The 18,100-nt window shown below is 54.7% G+C and carries 14 protein-coding genes; 12 read left to right on the forward strand and 2 right to left on the reverse strand.

Translation table 11 applies throughout. The annotated features are described in order from the left end of the window. The first annotated feature begins 338 nt into the window (after window positions 1-338). The 7 genes from proV (at window position 339) to emrB (ending at window position 9,244) form a co-directional block, all read left to right on the forward strand. Window positions 339-1,538, forward strand: coding sequence for a glycine betaine/L-proline ABC transporter ATP-binding protein ProV (proV, locus tag EA20_RS0103275; RefSeq protein WP_024965476.1), 1,200 nt, complete (start codon window positions 339-341; stop codon window positions 1,536-1,538). Further along, a complete protein-coding gene (proW, locus tag EA20_RS0103280; protein WP_024965477.1) occupies window positions 1,531-2,715 on the forward strand; it encodes a glycine betaine/L-proline ABC transporter permease ProW in 1,185 nt (394 codons plus the stop codon). Before proV ends, proW begins: the two co-directional genes overlap by 8 nt. A gap of 72 nt (window positions 2,716-2,787) precedes the next feature. Further along, window positions 2,788-3,783 (forward strand): glycine betaine/L-proline ABC transporter substrate-binding protein ProX, encoded by a 996-nt coding sequence (proX, locus tag EA20_RS0103285; RefSeq protein WP_024965478.1) that lies wholly within the window; start codon window positions 2,788-2,790, stop codon window positions 3,781-3,783. Between the two features lie 282 nt (window positions 3,784-4,065). Continuing rightward, window positions 4,066-5,250, forward strand: a complete 1,185-nt coding sequence (locus EA20_RS0103290) for an MFS transporter (protein WP_024965479.1) — start codon at window positions 4,066-4,068, stop codon at window positions 5,248-5,250. Between the two features lie 571 nt (window positions 5,251-5,821). Then, a complete protein-coding gene (gene mprA / locus EA20_RS0103295; RefSeq protein WP_024965480.1) occupies window positions 5,822-6,367 on the forward strand; it encodes a transcriptional repressor MprA in 546 nt (181 codons plus the stop codon). A 151-nt stretch (window positions 6,368-6,518) separates the two neighbouring features. Continuing rightward, on the forward strand, window positions 6,519-7,691 hold the full coding sequence (gene emrA / locus EA20_RS0103300) for a multidrug efflux MFS transporter periplasmic adaptor subunit EmrA (protein ID WP_024965481.1): 1,173 nt from the start codon (window positions 6,519-6,521) through the stop codon (window positions 7,689-7,691). 17 nt (window positions 7,692-7,708) lie between these two features. Beyond that, window positions 7,709-9,244 (forward strand): multidrug efflux MFS transporter permease subunit EmrB, encoded by a 1,536-nt coding sequence (gene emrB / locus EA20_RS0103305; protein ID WP_024965482.1) that lies wholly within the window; start codon window positions 7,709-7,711, stop codon window positions 9,242-9,244. A 63-nt stretch (window positions 9,245-9,307) separates the two neighbouring features. On the opposite strand, the gene EA20_RS0103310 is transcribed toward emrB, so the two are convergent. After that, complete coding sequence (locus EA20_RS0103310; protein WP_024965483.1) at window positions 9,308-10,339, reverse strand: tRNA/rRNA methyltransferase; 1,032 nt, start codon at window positions 10,337-10,339, stop codon at window positions 9,308-9,310. A 250-nt stretch (window positions 10,340-10,589) separates the two neighbouring features. Between EA20_RS0103310 and trxC the strand changes: the two genes are divergently transcribed. The 5 genes from trxC to EA20_RS0103335 all read left to right on the forward strand — a co-directional run bounded on the left by trxC (window position 10,590) and on the right by EA20_RS0103335 (window position 16,483). Beyond that, window positions 10,590-11,009 carry a thioredoxin TrxC gene (gene trxC, locus EA20_RS0103315; protein ID WP_024965484.1) on the forward strand — a complete coding sequence of 140 codons (420 nt, stop codon included), beginning with the start codon at window positions 10,590-10,592 and terminating at the stop codon, window positions 11,007-11,009. Window positions 11,010-11,090: 81 nt separating this feature from the next. After that, entirely contained in the window at window positions 11,091-11,789 is a 699-nt protein-coding gene (locus tag EA20_RS0103320; RefSeq protein WP_024965485.1) for a tRNA-uridine aminocarboxypropyltransferase, read from the forward strand. Between the two features lie 186 nt (window positions 11,790-11,975). After that, complete coding sequence (pat, locus tag EA20_RS0103325) at window positions 11,976-14,633, forward strand: protein lysine acetyltransferase (RefSeq protein ID WP_024965486.1); 2,658 nt, start codon at window positions 11,976-11,978, stop codon at window positions 14,631-14,633. Window positions 14,634-14,747: 114 nt separating this feature from the next. After that, window positions 14,748-16,103, forward strand: coding sequence for a CDP-diacylglycerol--serine O-phosphatidyltransferase (pssA, locus tag EA20_RS0103330; protein WP_024965487.1), 1,356 nt, complete (start codon window positions 14,748-14,750; stop codon window positions 16,101-16,103). Window positions 16,104-16,162: 59 nt separating this feature from the next. Beyond that, window positions 16,163-16,483 carry a YfiM family lipoprotein gene (locus EA20_RS0103335; RefSeq protein WP_024965488.1) on the forward strand — a complete coding sequence of 107 codons (321 nt, stop codon included), beginning with the start codon at window positions 16,163-16,165 and terminating at the stop codon, window positions 16,481-16,483. Here EA20_RS0103335 and EA20_RS0103340 read toward each other — a convergent pair whose 3' ends face one another. Further along, window positions 16,484-17,788, reverse strand: coding sequence for an MFS transporter (locus tag EA20_RS0103340; RefSeq protein WP_024965489.1), 1,305 nt, complete (start codon window positions 17,786-17,788; stop codon window positions 16,484-16,486). Between the last annotated feature and the right edge of the window lie 312 nt (window positions 17,789-18,100).

The following is an 18,100-nucleotide window of genomic DNA, read 5'->3' on the forward strand; positions in this document are numbered from 1 at the left end:
ATTCCAGCTTGAGCCACCGTTTCTGCAAAAAAATATCCGGTTAACAGGCGAGATTTATATCAGGCTAACAGGACGGCAATCTGTCCGCACAAAATTCCATTTCCGTTCGTTTCATCCCAAAATTACCGCGAAATAGCAGATTTTTTTTCATCATAAAAATTCGCCAGAATCCCTTATCCCGCCTGGAATTTCCGGGACGTCCGTCTCAGCCAGTTTTTCAAGAATCTTCTTAAAGGGTTGTCTCAGATTCTGAGTGTGCTAGTGTATTGACCGTTAATATTAAACTAGGGCAAGCCAGAAATATAAGATAATTAACTAACCAGGAAAGTAATTAATGCATGGCCATTAAATTAGAAGTAAAGAATTTATATAAATTATTTGGGGAAAATCCCGACCGTGCCTTTAAGCACATTGAAAAAGGAATAACGAAGGAAGCGCTTCTGGAGAAAACTGGTCTTTCTCTCGGGGTGAAAGATGCCAGTCTGGCCATTGAAGAAGGCGAGATATTTGTGATCATGGGCCTTTCCGGCTCCGGTAAGTCCACCATGGTTCGCCTTCTCAATCGTCTGATAGAACCCACCCGCGGTCAGGTCATCATTGATGGCGTCGATATTGCCAAAATATCGGACAGTGAACTGCGCGAGGTGCGGCGAAATAAAATCAGTATGGTATTTCAATCCTTCGCATTAATGCCACACATGACGGTCCTGAATAATGCCGCATTTGGGATGGAATTAGCCGGCATTCCTCAGCAGGAACGGCAGGAAAAAGCGCTGGAAGCGTTACGTCAGGTTGGCCTGGATAATTATGCCCACGCCTACCCGGATGAATTATCCGGCGGCATGCGTCAGCGCGTTGGATTAGCCCGTGCTCTGGCGATTAATCCAGATATATTATTGATGGATGAAGCCTTCTCAGCACTTGATCCTTTGATCCGCACCGAAATGCAGGATGAACTGGTCAAGCTCCAGTCCCGCCACCAGCGCACCATTGTCTTTATTTCTCACGATCTCGATGAAGCGATGCGCATTGGCGATCGCATTGCCATTATGCAGGGCGGTGAAGTTATTCAGGTCGGCACGCCGGATGAAATTCTGAATAATCCTGCCAATGATTACGTGCGAACCTTCTTCCGCGGCGTGGATATCAGTCATGTCTTTAGCGCGAAGGATATTGCCCGACGCGGCGCCGGTGCGCTGATGCACCGCTCTCCCGGCTTCGGCCCACGCACGGCAATCAAACTTTTGCAGGACCAGGACCGCGAATTTGGCTACGTGCTGGATAAACAGCAATTTATTGGTGTGGTCTCTACCGATTCGCTGAAAGCCGCGCTGGCGGCCGGTGAAAGCCTTGACCAGGCGATGCTCCCGACGCCTGCCGCCGTGGACGGTGATATCTCGCTTAACGATTTGTTATCGCATGTCGCTCAGGCTCCCTGCGCAGTGCCGGTCGTTGGCGAGAATAACCAGTACATCGGCATTATTTCAAAAGGCACGTTACTTCAGGCATTAGATCGTGAGGGAGCAACCAATGAGTAAACAGACAATCGATCCATGGGCGGCGGCCTCTGCACAGCCTGCCGATAGCACTCCCGCCGCTGAAGTGGTGCATCCCGCTGCCGACGGTGTCCAGTCAGCAGCCAGCAGCGATCCCTGGTCAACGGGCTCGGCAACACCCGCCGATACGGCGCCTGCCGGTGGCGATGCTGCCAACGCCTGGGGCACCCCGTCAGGAGGGCATGATGCGGCAGCCAGCGGTAGCGACTGGCTAAACAGCGCACCAGCGCCGCAGGTTGAGCATTTTAATCTCCTCGACCCTTTCCATAAGACGCTGATTCCACTGGATAGCTGGGTGACCACCGGTATTGACTGGATTGTTACCCATTTCCGTCCGGTGTTTCAGGGGATCCGCGTACCGGTCGATTATATTCTCAGCGCATTTCAGCAGATGCTGTTGGGGATGCCCGCTCCGGTGGCGATAATCCTTTTTGCGCTGATCGCCTGGCAGCTTTCCAGCCTGAGCATGGGCATCGCCACGCTGGTTTCGCTGGTTATTATCGGCGCGATCGGCGCCTGGTCACAGGCAATGGTGACGCTGGCGTTAGTGCTAACCGCGCTGCTCTTCTGCATTATTATCGGGCTGCCGCTTGGCATCTGGCTGGCGCGCAGCGAAAGAGCGGCCAAATTTATTCGTCCGCTGCTGGATGCCATGCAGACCACGCCCGCCTTCGTCTATCTGGTGCCGATTGTGATGCTGTTCGGTATCGGCAACGTGCCGGGCGTGGTGGTTACCATCATTTTTGCCCTGCCGCCGATTGTGCGCCTGACCATCCTCGGAATTAAGCAGGTGCCTGCCGATCTGATTGAGGCAGCGGAATCTTTTGGCGCGAATCCGCGTCAGATGCTGTTCAAAGTTCAGCTCCCGCTGGCGATGCCGACCATCATGGCTGGCGTGAACCAGACCCTGATGCTGGCGCTTTCCATGGTCGTGATCGCTTCCATGATCGCCGTCGGCGGGCTGGGGCAGATGGTTCTGCGTGGCATCGGCCGTCTGGATATGGGACTGGCGACCGTGGGCGGCGTGGGCATCGTGATTCTGGCAATCATTCTGGATCGCCTGACGCAGTCGCTCGGTCGTGACAGCCGCAGCCGCGGCAGCCGTCGCTGGTACGCCAGCGGCCCGCTGGGCCTGGTCACCCGTCCGTTTATCAAGTAACCCTTCTGGCGGTGCGTGCCCTGCGCGCGCTGCCCGCTTCGCACGCAAGATAAATCACAATAAGGATTCACTATGCGCAAGACAGCACTTTTAGCCGCCGCGTTCACCACGCTGGTCGCCACTCAGGTTTCCGCAGCCGATCTACCAGGTAAAGGGATTACCGTTAAGCCGGTGCAGAGCACCATTTCTGAAGAGACCTTCCAGACGCTGCTGGTCAGCCGTGCGCTGGAAAAACTGGGCTATACCGTTCAGGAGCCAGGCGAAGTGGATTATAACGTGGCCTATACCACCATCGCTGCGGGCGATGCCACGTTCATCGCCACAAACTGGCGGCCTCTCCACGACGATATGTATAAAGCGGCCGGCGGCGATGATAAATTTTACCGCGAAGGTACCTACGTGACAGGCGCCGCTCAGGGTTACCTGATTGATAAAAAAACGGCGGAAAAGTATCACATCAAAAGTATCGATCAGCTGAAAGATCCGAAACTGGCGAAGCTGTTTGATACCAACGGTGACGGGAAAGCCGACCTGACGGGCTGTACACCAGGCTGGGGCTGTGAGGCGGTGATTAATCATCAGATCAAAGCCTTTGATCTGGGCGACAGCGTGGAGCATAACCAGGGGAACTACTCGGCCATGATCGCCGATACCATTTCCCGCTTCAAAGCCGGTAAGCCCATTTTCTATTACACCTGGACGCCGTACTGGGTGAGTGATGTGCTTGTTCCGGGCCGTGATACCGTCTGGCTGCAGGTACCGTTCTCTTCAATGCCGGGCGAACAGAAAGAGGTGGATACCAAGCTGCCTAACGGCGCTAATTATGGCTTCCCGGTAAACACCATGCATATCGTCGCCAATAAAGCCTGGGCGGAGAAAAACCCGGCGGCGGCAAAACTGTTTGCAGAGATGAAACTGCCGCTGGCGGATATCAATGCACAGAACTCACGTATGCATGAAGGTCAGTCTTCTGAGGCCGAGATCAAGGCTCACGTTGATGGCTGGATCAAAGCACACCAGGCGCAGTTTGATGGCTGGGTGAAAGAAGCAGCAGCGGCGGCTAAGTAAACAGCCGTTGAATCGCCGGGGACAGCAGCGATGTTTCCCCGGTGATTGCGATAACCAGAAGTGCGCGTAAGATGCAAAAGCCGCGCCCCTGAGAGCTGGCTCGCGCCCATGCTGGCACGGAATGCGCTACGCTCGCGCCTGTTTCTCTGCCTCTTCCTTTCTCCGCATTCTGAAGCGCCCGACGGGCGCTTTTTTTGTGCAGGCCAGGAAATTATACTGAGAGCAAAATCGTTTTTTCAGTTACTCTTCTCTTTACATATCCTTACTAACTTACTGAGCGCAATGAAATCCCCCCAGCACAGCCTTAGCCCTGCCCTCGTGGTTTTAATGTCTCTGGCAACCGGTCTTTCCGTCGCCTGTAACTATTACGTTCAGCCTTTGCTCGAAACCGTTGCCCGCACGTTCGGGCTTTCGTTCAATCAGGCCGGTTTTATCGTGACCACGGCGCAGCTGGGCTATGCGGCGGGTTTACTGTTGCTGGTGCCGCTCGGCGATATGCTCGAACGACGGGGCCTTATCGTGACGATGAGCCTGCTTGCTGCTGGCGGGATGGTCATAACCGCGCTCTCCTCCTCGCTGCCCGTGATGCTGTTGGGAACGGTACTGACCGGTCTCTTCTCGGTCGTCGCACAGCTGCTGGTTCCCTTAGCGGCGACGCTGGCCGAGCCGGCAAAGCGCGGAAAAGTGTTGGGCACGGTGATGAGTGGACTGCTGCTCGGGATCCTGCTCGCGCGCACCGTATCAGGATTTCTGGCCGAATTTGGTGGCTGGCGTACCGTTTACTGGGTAGCCAGCGTATTGATGGTGCTGATGGCGCTGGCGCTCTGGCGCTATCTTCCCCGCTATCAACAATCCGTTCCGCTTAATTATGGTCAGTTACTGGGGTCTATTTTTACGCTATTTGTCACCACGCCGCTGCTCAGAATGCGCGCGGTGATCGGCTGCCTTGCGTTTGCCAATTTCAGTATTCTCTGGACGTCAATGGCCTTTCTGCTCGCCTCTCCCCCCTACAGCTATTCTGAATCGCAGATCGGTATGCTGGGCCTGGTTGGTGCAGCGGGCGCGCTGGCTGCGCGTCAGGCAGGCTCGCTGGCCGATAAAGGCAAAGCCAGGCAGACCACGACGTTCGGCCTGATTATTATGCTGGTTTCCTGGCCGGTGACCGCGATGGGCGGTTATTCGCTACCGGCCTTACTTATCGGCATTGTTCTGCTCGATCTGGCGGTGCAGGGCGTGCATATCACCAATCAAAGTGTAATTTACCGGCAGATGCCGGAAGCCCGTAACAGGCTGACCTCCGGCTATATGACCAGCTATTTTATTGGCGGAGCGCTGGGTTCGCTGATATCGGCCAGCGCCTACCAGCATGCAGGCTGGCCAGGCGTCTGTATGGCGGGCGCTATCTTAACTTTACTTAATCTGTTGTGCTGGTGGCGCGGTGCAAAATATGAGTTGCACACACCTTAGCCACTCTGCATGAAGTTGAAAAATTTTCAGAGGCTGCATGCTGTTAAGCATTAACGCACTCTGATAAGGTTAGCCTGCACTTATTCAGGTTGTTTATTTTTTCGCATGAAACTATTAAGACGAAGTGGAAATCAGACTGAGCAAGACCAGACCTTTATCCGCCCTGAGCGGAAATCAGCAGCAGGTTGCGGTCATCGTTGCCCGCCCCCCCGTCTGCCCACCACGCACGGCTTGTTACGCGTTGCGTCTGGTCCTGACCGTATTAATCCGGTTTTCTCTTCCTGCATCCGCGCTTCGTTCCCGTCTTTCGGCATTGGCGTCAGAGGGTTATGCCGTTTATTTCTCACGACCTGACATTTTGTTTTAGCGCTGGCAGGCAGTGGCCTGCCAGTTGGACCTGTTTCGTTGTCCTGCGGCATGCTGTTACTCATGCTGCTTTGTATCCGGGTTATGGAGTGACCTGAAAATTATGGGTGGTGCCCGATGGCGCTGCGCTCAATAGCAGCCCTGAACGGGAAGTTAATTTTTATCACCATCGTTACAATACCCGTTGCAACCTATGAGGTCCCAGATGGAAAGTTCGTTTACTCCCATTGAACAGATGCTGAATTTCCGCGCTAACCGTCAGAAAGATTTTCCTCTGCAGGAGATCATGCTGACCAGGCTCTGTATGCACATGCAGAGCAAGCTGCTGGAAAACCGCAATAAAATGCTGAAAGCTCAGGGGATTAACGAGACGCTGTTTATGGCATTAATTACGCTGGATGCGCAGGAGAACCACAGTATCCAGCCCTCTGAGCTCAGCGCAGCGCTGGGTTCGTCCCGCACGAACGCGACGCGTATCGCCGATGAGCTGGAAAAGCGCGGCTGGATTGAACGTCGTGAAAGCGATAACGATCGTCGCTGTCTGCATCTGCATCTGACGCCAAAGGGCCACGAATTTTTACGGCAGCTGCTGCCGCCTCAGCATCAGAGCCTGCAGCAGCTGTGGTCGGCGCTCAGCGGTGCTGAAAAAAGTCAGCTGGAAGCGATTACGCGTAAGCTGCTGATGCGTCTGGATCATATGGAAGAAGAACAGGCTAACGCTTCCCTTTCGCGACAGGCCGTTCGCCAATAGCATAATGTGCGACAACCGTCTCCTCAGGAATCGCTATTTTAGTTCGCTTAATAAAAACTCATGCCAGCGCTGATCCGCTGGCATTTTAGACTTCAGGCATGGCGGCCATTGGGCGTCATGCCTGCTTGGTATGGAAAACGTGGAGAACACCATGAGTGCAAATGCGGAAACGCAAAGCTCGCCGCAGTCAGCGAATAAAAAGAAAAAACGCAAAGGCGCATTACTTCTCCTTGCTGCGTTGTTCATTCTGATCGGGGTGGCCTGGCTCGTTTACTGGTTTATGGTCTTACGCCACTTTCAGGAAACGGACGACGCCTACGTGGCGGGAAACCAGGTGCAGATTATGGCCCAGGTGCCGGGTAGCGTTAATAAGGTATGGTTTGAAGACACGGATTATGTCAAAAAAGGCGACGTGCTCGTAACGCTGGATAAAACCGATGCGGAGCAGGCCTTTGAGAAAGCGCAGAATGCGCTGGCCACCAGCGTACGTCAGACGCACCAGTTAATTATTAACAACAGGCAGTATCAGGCCACTATTGAACTGCGCAAGACGGCGCTGGCGCAGGCGCAGGCCGATCTGAAACGGCGTGAGCCGCTGGGCGCTGCCAACCTGATTGGTCGTGAAGATCTCCAGCATGCCCGCGATGCGGTTGCCTCCGCCAAAGCGCAGCTTGATGTGGCTGAGCAGCAGCTGAACGCCAATCAGGCGATGATCCTGAATACTTCTCTTGAGAATCAGCCTGCGGTGAAACAGAGCGCCGCCGAATTGCGTGATGCCTGGCTGGCGCTGAAACGCACGGATATTGTCAGCCCGATTGATGGCTTTGTGTCACGGCGCAGCGTGCAGGTTGGTGCTCAGATCTCAACCTCAACGCCGCTGATGGCGATTGTGCCTGCCACTCATCTGTGGGTGGACGCTAACTTCAAAGAGACCCAGCTGGCCGATGTTCGTATCGGACAGCCCGCCACCGTGGTCAGCGATATTTACGGCGACGATATAGTCTATCAGGGGAAAGTGGTCGGGCTTGATATGGGCACAGGCAGCGCTTTCTCGCTGCTGCCAGCGCAGAACGCAACCGGTAACTGGATTAAGGTTGTCCAGCGTCTGCCGGTCCGTATCGAACTTGATCCGAAAGAAGTTGAGAAGCATCCGTTGCGTATCGGTCTGTCAACGCTGGTGAAAATTGATACCAGTAATGTTGAAGGTCCGGTACTGGCAACGCAGGCGCGCAAGACGCCAGCCTATGAAAGTAATGCGCTGATGCTGGATCTGGCTCCGGCTAACCAGCTTATCGCCGACATTATTCGCGCCAATGCGGGCTGAGAAAGCGGGAGACTGTTGTGGCACAAAAACCGCTTGAAGGCGCGCAGCTGGTTCTGATGACCATCGCGCTGTCGCTGGCCACGTTTATGCAGGTGCTGGATTCCACAATCGCTAACGTGGCCATTCCGACCATTGCCGGTAACCTGGGAGCGTCTAATTCCCAGGGAACCTGGGTTATTACCTCGTTCGGCGTGGCTAACGCCATTTCGATCCCGATTACCGGCTGGCTGGCAAAACGCGTCGGTGAAGTGAAGCTGTTCCTCTGGTCAACGGTGGCGTTTGCGGTAGCCTCCTGGCTCTGTGGCATGTCAGACAGCCTCGCGATGCTCATTTTCTTCCGCGTGATTCAGGGCGTGGTGGCGGGTCCGCTGATCCCTCTTTCGCAGAGTTTGCTGCTCAGTAACTTCCCTCCGGCAAAACGCAGTATCGCGCTTTCGCTGTGGGCAATGACGGTGATCGTCGCGCCGATTTGTGGCCCGATTCTGGGCGGCTGGATCAGCGATAACTATCACTGGGGATGGATCTTTTTCATCAACGTGCCGATTGGCGCCGTGGTGGTGATGCTGACCCTGCAAACGCTGCGTAACCGTGAGACGGCTACCGTTATCCGCCCTATCGACACCGTTGGGCTGGTGCTGCTGGTGGTGGGCATAGGCTGTCTGCAAGTGATGCTCGATCGCGGTAAAGAGCTGGACTGGTTCAGCTCACAGGAGATCATTATTCTGACGGTGGTCGCCGTGGTTGCGCTCGTGTTGCTGTTGGTCTGGGAGCTTACGGACGATCACCCGATCGTGGATTTATCGCTCTTTAAATCGCGGAATTTCACCATCGGCTGTCTGTCGATAAGCCTGGCGTACATGCTCTACTTCGGCTCTATTGTGCTGTTGCCGCAGCTTTTACAGGAGGTATACGGCTATACCGCCACCTGGGCCGGACTGGCATCAGCGCCGGTGGGCATCCTGCCGGTGATCCTCTCGCCGATAATTGGTCGCTTCGCCCACCGGCTGGATATGCGCAAGCTGGTCACCTTCAGCTTTATCATGTATGCCGTCTGCTTCTACTGGCGTGCCTACACGTTTGAGCCAGGCATGGACTTCGCCGCAGCGGCCTGGCCGCAGTTTATCCAGGGGTTTGCGGTGGCCTGCTTCTTTATGCCGCTGACCACCATCACGCTGTCGGGACTACCGCCTGAACGGCTGGCGGCGGCGTCCAGCTTATCCAACTTTACGCGTACGCTGGCAGGATCCATCGGCACCTCGATTACCACCACGATGTGGGCAAACAGGGAGTCGTTGCATCACAGCCAGCTCACAGAGTCAGTGAATGCTTACAACATCAATTCGCAGGAGATGTACAGTAAGCTGGAGAGCCTGGGCATGACGCGCGAGCAGGCTTCCGCCTGGATTGCTCAGCAGATCACTAATCAGGGCCTGATCATTTCAGCCAATGAAATCTTCTGGGCTTCCGCTGGAGTGTTTTTGCTTCTGCTGGTACTGATCTGGTTTGCCCGTCCGCCATTTGGCGCAGGTAGCGGTGGCGGCGGCGCGCATTAAATCCGGTGTGCCAGCCCCATAAAAAAACGGCCCTGAAAAGGGCCGTTTTTATCTCATCACTACTCAGGCGTTCTGCCGCCACCACTCTGCCAGCAGAATTCCCGTGGCCACCGACACGTTAAGGCTCTCAACATTGCCTGTGCCGCCGATGGAAACACTCATATCGCCCTGTCCCATCGTGGCATCGGAGAGGCCGTCACGCTCCTGGCCTAATACCAGCACCATTTTTGCCGGCAGTTCTGCCTGAGCCAGCGGCGTTCCCTGATGGCTGGAGGTCGTCACGATGGTGTACCCCGCTTTACGGAACGCGTCCAGTCCGGCAGCAAAGCTTTCGCCGCTGATCGCCTGAACATGTTCAGCTCCGCCTTCTGCCGTACGCACGGCAGCGCCGGACTCAAGCAGAGAAGCATCATCCACCAGCAGACCTTTCACACCGAAGTGTGCGCAGCTACGCATCATGCCGCCCAGGTTATGGGGATTGCCGATCTCTTCCAGCGCCAGTACGCAATCTTTTGTGTCCGCTTTTGCCAGCCATTCGCTGACCGGCATACCGGAACGCTTCTTGATCAGGAAGCAGACGCCACCGTGGTGCTCGGTGCCGGAGGCTTTGATCAGTTCAGCTTCATCCACAACGTGATAAGCCTTGCGGTTAGCCGCCATCCATTTCAGCGCATCACGGAAACGCGGCGTGACTTCCTGGATAAACCAGGCGCGCACGATGCAGTCAGGACGACTCTGGAACAGCGCCTGGCAGGCGTTCTCACCATATACCCGCGTCTCTTCCATCCGCTGACGGCGAATCTGTTCCGGATCGATATAACTTTTTCCGCTGATGCCGCCGTGATCGGGCTTGTTGTCAGCAGTCGCGGAAGGCGCACGGGAAACCGTACGCCACGGCGAGTCACTCGGAAGTGCGTCGCGATCGCGCCCGCCACGCGGCTTGCTTTCAGCGTGACGTGAAGGACGACGACTGTCATCCTGACGAGCGCCACCTTTACCCGTACGGGGGTTGTGCCCGCCTTTCTTACTCTCGTCATCACCGCGGACATACATCACTTTGACTTTACCGCTTTTACCTTTAAATTCGTCGTTCATTTTACCTCCACCTGGCTGAGCGCGAAGCGCGCAGATTACCTGATGTGGCAGCGCTTAGCTATTAACTTCCTCTAAAAGCAAAGATTGTCTGCCCTCGCCGCCAGTCAGGCGCGGCGGCAGAGCCTGCACCTATTATACCCATTGAACAAATCTCTTTGTTGTCCTGCGTAATGACTATCATAATTATCGCTTAATTACTCAGGCTTGCGGTAAGTAAATGCTTACCTTTATTCTTCTCCGAGGTGTTTAAATGAATACGGTTTGTGCATCCTGCCAGGCGACGAATCGCGTCCCGGATGAGCGCGTAAGCGATACCGCAAAATGTGGCCGCTGCGGCAGCGTCCTCTTTGAAGGCGAGGTGATTAATGCTACCTCCGCCACCCTTGATAAATATTTGCAGGACGATCTGCCGGTGGTGATTGATTTCTGGGCCCCCTGGTGTGGCCCGTGCGTTAACTTTGCGCCCGTTTATAAAGAAGTGGCGGCGGAACGAGGCGGCAAAATTCGTTTTCTGAAAGTGAATACCGAAGCGGAACCGGCGTTAAGCACCCGTTTCCGTATCCGTAGTATCCCGACCATTATGATTTTCAAACAGGGTCAGATGGTGGATATGCTCAGCGGCGCTATGCCCAAAGCGCCCTTTAACGAGTGGCTTGACGAAAACCTGTAAGCTTACCGGGCCGGTCGCTGCCGGCCTCTATTGCACTGCCCCGCTTTCCGCTAGAATGGCGTTTTCAACCGATAATCTGCTATGACTGAAAACGCCGTTCTTCGCCTGCGAGCCGAACGTCTGGCCCGCGCCACGCGCCCTTTTCTTGCCCGTGGCAACCGCATTTTGCGCTGTCAGCGCTGCCTGCTTCCCACAAAAAACTGTCTCTGCGCCACGCTAAAAACCGAAACGGCCCGCAGCCGTTTTTGTCTGGTAATGTTCGATACCGAACCGATGAAACCGAGTAATACCGGCAGACTGATCGCTGATATTTTACCGGAGACGCAGGCGTTTGGCTGGTCACGCACCCAGCCCGATCCTTTACTGCTCGACGCCGTAAAAAATCCCGCGCTACAGCCTATGGTAGTGTTTCCGCACTCTTATGCCGATGCGGGCCGCCCCGTGCTAACCTCACCGCCGCGCCACGGCAAACCGCCGCTTTTTATTATGCTTGATGGCACCTGGACCGAAGCGCGCAAGATGTTTCGTAAGAGCCCCTGGCTTGACGCTCTGCCGGTAATGTCTCTGACGCTGACCAGACCATCCAACTATCAGCTTCGCGAGATCCATGCCGAAGGGCAACACTGTACGGCAGAAGTGGCGGCCGAACTGCTGATGCAGGCGGGCGATACCGCGGCAGGCGCCAGGCTTACGCAACATTTTGACCTTTTCCGTCAGCGTTATCTCGCGGGCAAACCGCACTCATCCGTTCAACTGGCCACTGAAGAGAACCGGGACTGACATCATCTCTGCTCATTCTCTGTGGGTTTTAAGCTTCATTGCAGGAAAAGGGCGTGTTCCGTTCATGGCATTGCGGCAGCCTGTCCGGCGGTTTTTTACAGGAAATTAAGTAACTCCGCTTGCCAGGTCAGGTTTATCTCGCTGAAAGCGTTTAGAATCAGTAGCAGATTCCTTCAGGAGCAGGTCATGAGCCAACGTGGATTAGAAGCGCTGTTAAAACCGGGATCGATAGCGGTTATTGGCGCCTCAGTGCGCCCCGGACGGGCGGGTTATCTGATGATGCGCAACCTTCTCGCCGGGAGCTTCAGCGGCGCGGTACTGCCCGTCACGCCGAAATATAAAGCGGTGTGCGGCGTGCTGGCCTGGCCCGATGTCGCCAGCCTGCCCGTTTCACCCGATCTCGCCGTTATCTGTACCCATGCCAGCCGCAATCTGGCTCTCCTGCAGGCGCTGGGCGAGCGCGGCTGTAAGGCCTGTATTATCCTGTCTGCGCCAGAAAGCCAGCTTGCCGCCCTCAGAGAGTGCGCCAGCCAGTGGCAGATCCGCCTGCTCGGCCCGAACAGCCTTGGCCTGCTCGCGCCCTGGCAGGGACTGAACGCCAGCTTTTCACCTGTCCCGATCGTACCGGGTAAGCTGGCCTTTATCTCTCAGTCCGCCGCCGTCTCCAATACCATCCTTGACTGGGCGCAGCAGCGGCAGCTGGGTTTCTCATGGTTTATCGCCCTGGGTGACAGCCTGGATATTGATGCAGATGACCTGCTGGATTTTCTGGCGCGCGATGGCAAAACCAGTGCGATTCTGCTTTATCTGGAACATCTCAGCGACGCGCGCCGGTTTGTCTCCGCAGCCCGTAGCGCCGCCCGTAATAAACCGATACTGGTAATCAAGAGTGGACGAAGCCAGCAGGCGCAGAAACTTCTGAAAACGCATGCCGGCCTGGATGCGGCCTGGGACGCCGCGATACAGCGCGCCGGACTACTGCGCGTTCAGGATACCCATGAGCTTTTTTCCGCTGTTGAAACGCTCAGTCATATGCGCCCTTTACGGGGAGAGCGCCTGATGATAGTCAGCAATGGCGGCGCGCCAGCAGCGCTGGCTCTTGATGCGCTTGAGGCCCGCAACGGCAAGCTCGCCACGTTAAGTGAGGAAGTGCTTATCGATCTCAGCGCAGCACTGCCCGAAGGCATTACCGCTGGTAATCCATTAGATCTCAGAGATGATGCAACGGCAGAACGTTACCTGCAAACCGTGCTTCGCCTGCTCGACAGTCAGGATCTGGATGCGCTGATGATCATTCACTCTCCCAGTGCCGTTGCGCCTGCCACGCCCACCGCGCAAAAGTTGCTAGAGGGAATTAAAGCGCACCCCAGGGCTAAGCAGGTGACGTTACTCAGCAACTGGTGTGGTGAGTTCTCTTCGCAGGAAGCCAGAAGACTGTTCAGCGATGCAGGTATTCCCACTTACCGTACGCCCGAAGGCACCATCACCGCTTTTATGCATATGGTGGAATACCGCCGTAACCAGAAGCAGCTGCGTGAAACGCCCGCGCTGCCTGCGAATCTGACGGCCAACACGGCCGTTGCCCACCGGCTTATCCGCCAGGCGCTTGATGAGGGCGCCACCACGCTGGATACGCACGAGGTGCGGGAGATCCTGCAGGCCTACGGATTGAGCACTTTACCAACATGGATCGCCAGCGACAGCGCGGAAGCGGTCCATATTGCCGGACAGATTGGCTATCCGGTCGCCCTGAAACTGCGATCGCCTGATATTCCCCATAAGTCTGAAGTTCAGGGGGTCATGCTTTACCTGCGTACCGCAGCGGAAGTCCAGCAGGCGGCAGAAGCGATTTTTGATCGCGTCAAATTTGCCTGGCCTCAGGCGAATATTCACGGCTTGCTGGTGCAAAGCATGGCAAACCGCGCCGGTGCTCAGGAGCTGAGAATTGTTGTCGAGCAGGATCCGGTTTTTGGGCCGCTGATTATGCTTGGCGAAGGCGGCATTGAGTGGCAGGCAGATAAACAGGCTGTTGTCGCGCTCCCGCCGTTGAATATGACTCTGGCACGCTATCTGGTCATACAGGCAATTAAAAGCGGCAAAATCCGTGGCCGTAGCGCGCTCCGGCCGCTGGATATTGCTGGCATCAGCCAGGTACTGGTGCAGGTTTCTAACCTCATTGTCGACTGCCCTGAAATTGTGCGGCTGGATATTCATCCGCTGCTCGCCTCGGGCAGTGAATTTTCCCTGCTGGACGTCACTTTGCAGCTGGCTGACTTTCAGGGCGATCCTGAAGCCCGTCTGGCGATCCGCCCTTATCCGCACGCGCTTGAAGAAGCCGTTCAGCTAAAAAATGGCCAGCGCTGCCTGTTCCGCCCCATTCTGCCGGAAGATGAACCGCAGCTGAGAGAGTTTATCGCCCAGGTTACCAAAGAAGATCTCTACTACCGTTACTTCAGTGAGATCAACGAGTTCTCCCATGACGATTTGGCTAACATGACGCAAATCGACTACGATCGGGAAATGGCTTTTGTCGCCGTTCGCCAGCAGGCTGGCAAAGAAGAGATTATCGGCGTGACGAGGGCAATCTCTGATGCGGATAATATCGATGCGGAGTTTTCCGTGCTGGTGCGATCCGATCTTAAAGGCTTAGGCCTGGGCCGCCGACTGCTGGAAAAGATGATTATTTATACCCGCCAGCACGGCCTTGACCGCCTGAACGGTATTACGATGCCGGGTAACCGGGGAATGATCGCACTGGCCCGCAAGCTCGGATTTGCTGTCGATATCCAGCTTGAAGATGGCATCGTCAGCCTGTCGCTTCCGCTCTCTGCGCCGGTTCGATAATGTCTGGAAACGTAAAACTGGTCCCATCGGCATGAACTAATGGTAATATTAGCGGTTAGGGTGATGATTTCAGGGCAAAAGGCCATTCCATGAACAGAGAAGATACGCATTGTGATGTTGTCCAAATTTAAACGCAATAAACACCAACAGCACCTTGCTCAACTGCCGAAACTGTCTCAGTCGGTTGCTGACTTCACCACGCTCTATTCTCCCGCTGAGTTCCGTGAAACGCTGCTGGAAAAAATCGCGGGAGCAGAACGGCGTATCTGTATTGTCGCCCTTTACCTTGAGAATGATGAGGGTGGCCGCGCTGTTCTCTCTGCGCTTTACGAAGCAAAACGCCGGCGTCCGGCGCTGGATATCACTATTCTCGTCGACTGGCATCGCGCACAGCGCGGGCGTATCGGCGCGGCGCGCGGCGCCACCAATGCAGACTGGTATTGTGAGATGGCAGATCGGGATCCAGAATTAGCCATTCCGGTTTATGGCGTGCCCGTTAATACGCGGGAAGCATTAGGCGTTCTGCATCTCAAAGGCTCTATCGTTGATGATACCCTGCTTTATACCGGGGCCAGCCTCAATGATGTCTATCTTCATCAGCGTGATAAATATCGCTACGATCGCTATCAGCTGATCACCAATCCCACCCTGGCCGATACCTTACTTCGCTGGATCGATAAAAACCTTATCGAGGCGGAAGCTGTCCATCGTCTGGATAAACATGAAAGGCCGAAAAGTCCGGAGATTAAAAATGAAACCCGGCAGTTCCGGCAGGATCTTCGCGGTTTCGATTATGAATTTACGGGCAATGCAGGCAATGAACAGCTCGCCGTCACGCCTCTGGTCGGTCTTGGCAAACGAAGCCTTCTGAATAAAACCATCTTCCACCTGATGCCCTGTGCCGAGGAGAAGCTGACGCTTTGTACGCCCTATTTTAATATGCCCGCCATTCTGGCCCGCAACATTATCTGGCTGCTTCGGCGTGGAAAAGCCGTGGAGATTATCGTCGGCGATAAAACCGCTAATGACTTCTATATTCCGGAAGATCAACCTTTCAAGATTATCGGTGCCCTTCCCTATCTGTATGAAATCAACCTCCGCCGTTTCCTGAGCAGGCTGCAGTATTACGTCACTAATGGACAGCTTACCGTGCGTCTCTGGAAGGATGGTGAGAACAGCTACCATCTGAAAGGGATGTGGGTCGATAATGAGTGGATGTTGATCACCGGCAATAACCTGAACCCACGAGCCTGGCGACTCGATCTTGAGAATGCGATCCTGATCCACGATCCGTTGCAGGAGCTTGCCGATCAAAGTGAGAAAGAGCTGGCGTTGATCCGCGAACATACAACGGTGGTCAGCCATTTCCGTGAGCTAGAAAGCATCGCGGATTATCCGCTGAAGGTGCGTAAACTTATCCGCCGCCTGCGCCGTATCCGTATCGACAGGCTTATCAGCCGTATTCTTTAGTTCGCTTTTTTGTTATTTCAGGCCTGTGATGCTCACAGGCCTTTTTACAGGAAAGATCGATGCGCAAATTTCTGCTTCTCGCCACGCTTTGCTGCACGGGCTGTAGTCACATGGCGGAGGATAAATGGACCGGACAGGATAAAGCCCAGCATTTTATCGCATCGGCTTTTATGGCGGCGTCGGGTAATGCATGGGGAGAACAGCAAGGCTGGCGCGACCGGCACAGCGGCAGTTTTGGCCTGATGTTTGCCATCGGCATCGGCGCAGCGAAAGAGCTTTACGATAGCCGTGAAGCTGGATCGGGCTGGAGCTGGAAAGACCTCAGCTGGGATGTGGCCGGTGCTGCCACCGGCTATGCATTATGGAATTACGGTCAGTAATCAGAGCCGAATTCCTTTCCCTTTAGGGTGCAGCATCAGTGAGACCAGAAAAGCGATCGCTCCCATGGCAGAAACATACCAGAAGAAGCTGGTTTCATTACCCATTCCTTTGAGCAGAAGCGCAACATACTCCGCCGAGCCGCCAAAAAGCGCATTCGCTACCGCATAAGAAAGTCCCACTCCCATCGCTCGCACTTCGGGCGGAAACATCTCTGCTTTTAATATACCGCTGATAGAGGTGTAGAAGCTGGTGATAATCAGTGAGAGCATCACCAGCGCAAAGGCTGTGACTGGGTTGGTTACGCCTTGTAGTATTGTCAGAACCGGTACTGTACAAACCGCTGCTAATCCGCCAAAAATCAGCATGGCACTGCGCCGGCCGATTTTATCTGAAAGCCCGCCGATAATGGGCTGGATGAGCATAAAGACGAAAAGTGCGGCGGTCATCAGGCCACTGGCGGTTTTCGTCTCCATTCCGGCAGTATTAACCAGATACTTCTGCATATAAGTGGTAAAAGTATAAAAGCTCAGCGAGCCACCTGCGGTAAATCCCAGCACCATGATGAAGGCACGGCGATGCTTCCACAGCCCCTTCAGCGAACCGGCATCTTTATGCGCACGCGTTGCCCTGTCAGAGGTTTCGTTCAGAGAACGGCGAAGAAACAGTGCCACTACGGCCAGTACTGCACCGAGGGCAAAAGGGATCCGCCATCCCCAGGCCCTGAGCTCACTCTCTGGGAGGATATGCTGAAGCACGACAACGGTTAGTAACGCCATCAGTTGTCCTCCAATCAGCGTGACATATTGAAAAGAGGCATAGAAGCCTTTTCTCCCTTCTGCTGCCACTTCGCTCATATAGGTGGCGCTGGTGCCATATTCTCCTCCCACTGACAGGCCCTGAAACAAACGGGCCAATAGCAGCAATACCGGTGCCCACATGCCTATGGCGTTATAGCCCGGCAGACAGGCGATAACCAGCGATCCAAAGCACATCTTGCAGACGGAAATCAACATAGACGTTTTACGGCCATGCTTATCTCCAATATAACCGAACAGCCAGCCACCGATTGGGCGCATCAGAAAACCGGCTGCAAAAATGCCGGCGGTTTGGAGCAGTTGAGTGTTTGGATTATCCGAAGGAAAAAAGACGTGGGCAAAATAGAGTGAACAGAATGAATAAACGTAGAAGTCGAACCATTCCACCAGGTTACCTGAGGAGGCCCCTATGATAGCCCTGACTCTTTGTCCCGTGGTGAGCTCAGTGAGCGTATCTTCTGAGTGTTGTAGAGAATCTGTATTTGCCATATCTCCCTCTCGATTTTTTTATAAATTATCGTAATCAGCCGGTTAGCTGAGAGTAACACAGCATATTGCCGTCCAGAAAGAAAGTGATAAGAAAATCTAATGCTTTATTGCCACAACAGTTTTATAAGCATGCTGGAAAGATAAAAGGGATTATTGCTCTGTGCCCGGTCAAACAAGGCATTTCGAACGAACTCTAAGGGACTGAATCGTAGTGTTTTCTGCTGCTGAAAAGTGGCAGAGTAAAAGGAACTGAAGCGACAGCTCAGGATAATGTGCAATAGCAGTCAGTGCCGTGCGGACATATCAGCTGCT

Origin of the sequence: Pantoea sp. IMH, assembly GCF_000599885.1 — a bacterium.
GTDB lineage: Bacteria > Pseudomonadota > Gammaproteobacteria > Enterobacterales > Enterobacteriaceae > Erwinia.

Coding starts and splice junctions, on each gene's coding strand:
- EA20_RS0103320 (WP_024965485.1), top strand. CDS start 11,091: ATGACTGAAAACGCCGTTCTTCGCCTGCGAGCCGAACGTCTGGCCCGC.
- proW (WP_024965477.1), top strand. CDS start 1,531: ATGAGTAAACAGACAATCGATCCATGGGCGGCGGCCTCTGCACAGCCT.
- EA20_RS0103335 (WP_024965488.1), top strand. CDS start 16,163: ATGCGCAAATTTCTGCTTCTCGCCACGCTTTGCTGCACGGGCTGTAGT.
- EA20_RS0103340 (WP_024965489.1), bottom strand. CDS start 17,788: ATGGCAAATACAGATTCTCTACAACACTCAGAAGATACGCTCACTGAG.
- trxC (WP_024965484.1), top strand. CDS start 10,590: ATGAATACGGTTTGTGCATCCTGCCAGGCGACGAATCGCGTCCCGGAT.
- EA20_RS0103310 (WP_024965483.1), bottom strand. CDS start 10,339: ATGAACGACGAATTTAAAGGTAAAAGCGGTAAAGTCAAAGTGATGTAT.
- pat (WP_024965486.1), top strand. CDS start 11,976: ATGAGCCAACGTGGATTAGAAGCGCTGTTAAAACCGGGATCGATAGCG.
- EA20_RS0103290 (WP_024965479.1), top strand. CDS start 4,066: ATGAAATCCCCCCAGCACAGCCTTAGCCCTGCCCTCGTGGTTTTAATG.
- emrA (WP_024965481.1), top strand. CDS start 6,519: ATGAGTGCAAATGCGGAAACGCAAAGCTCGCCGCAGTCAGCGAATAAA.
- mprA (WP_024965480.1), top strand. CDS start 5,822: ATGGAAAGTTCGTTTACTCCCATTGAACAGATGCTGAATTTCCGCGCT.
- proX (WP_024965478.1), top strand. CDS start 2,788: ATGCGCAAGACAGCACTTTTAGCCGCCGCGTTCACCACGCTGGTCGCC.
- pssA (WP_024965487.1), top strand. CDS start 14,748: ATGTTGTCCAAATTTAAACGCAATAAACACCAACAGCACCTTGCTCAA.
- proV (WP_024965476.1), top strand. CDS start 339: ATGGCCATTAAATTAGAAGTAAAGAATTTATATAAATTATTTGGGGAA.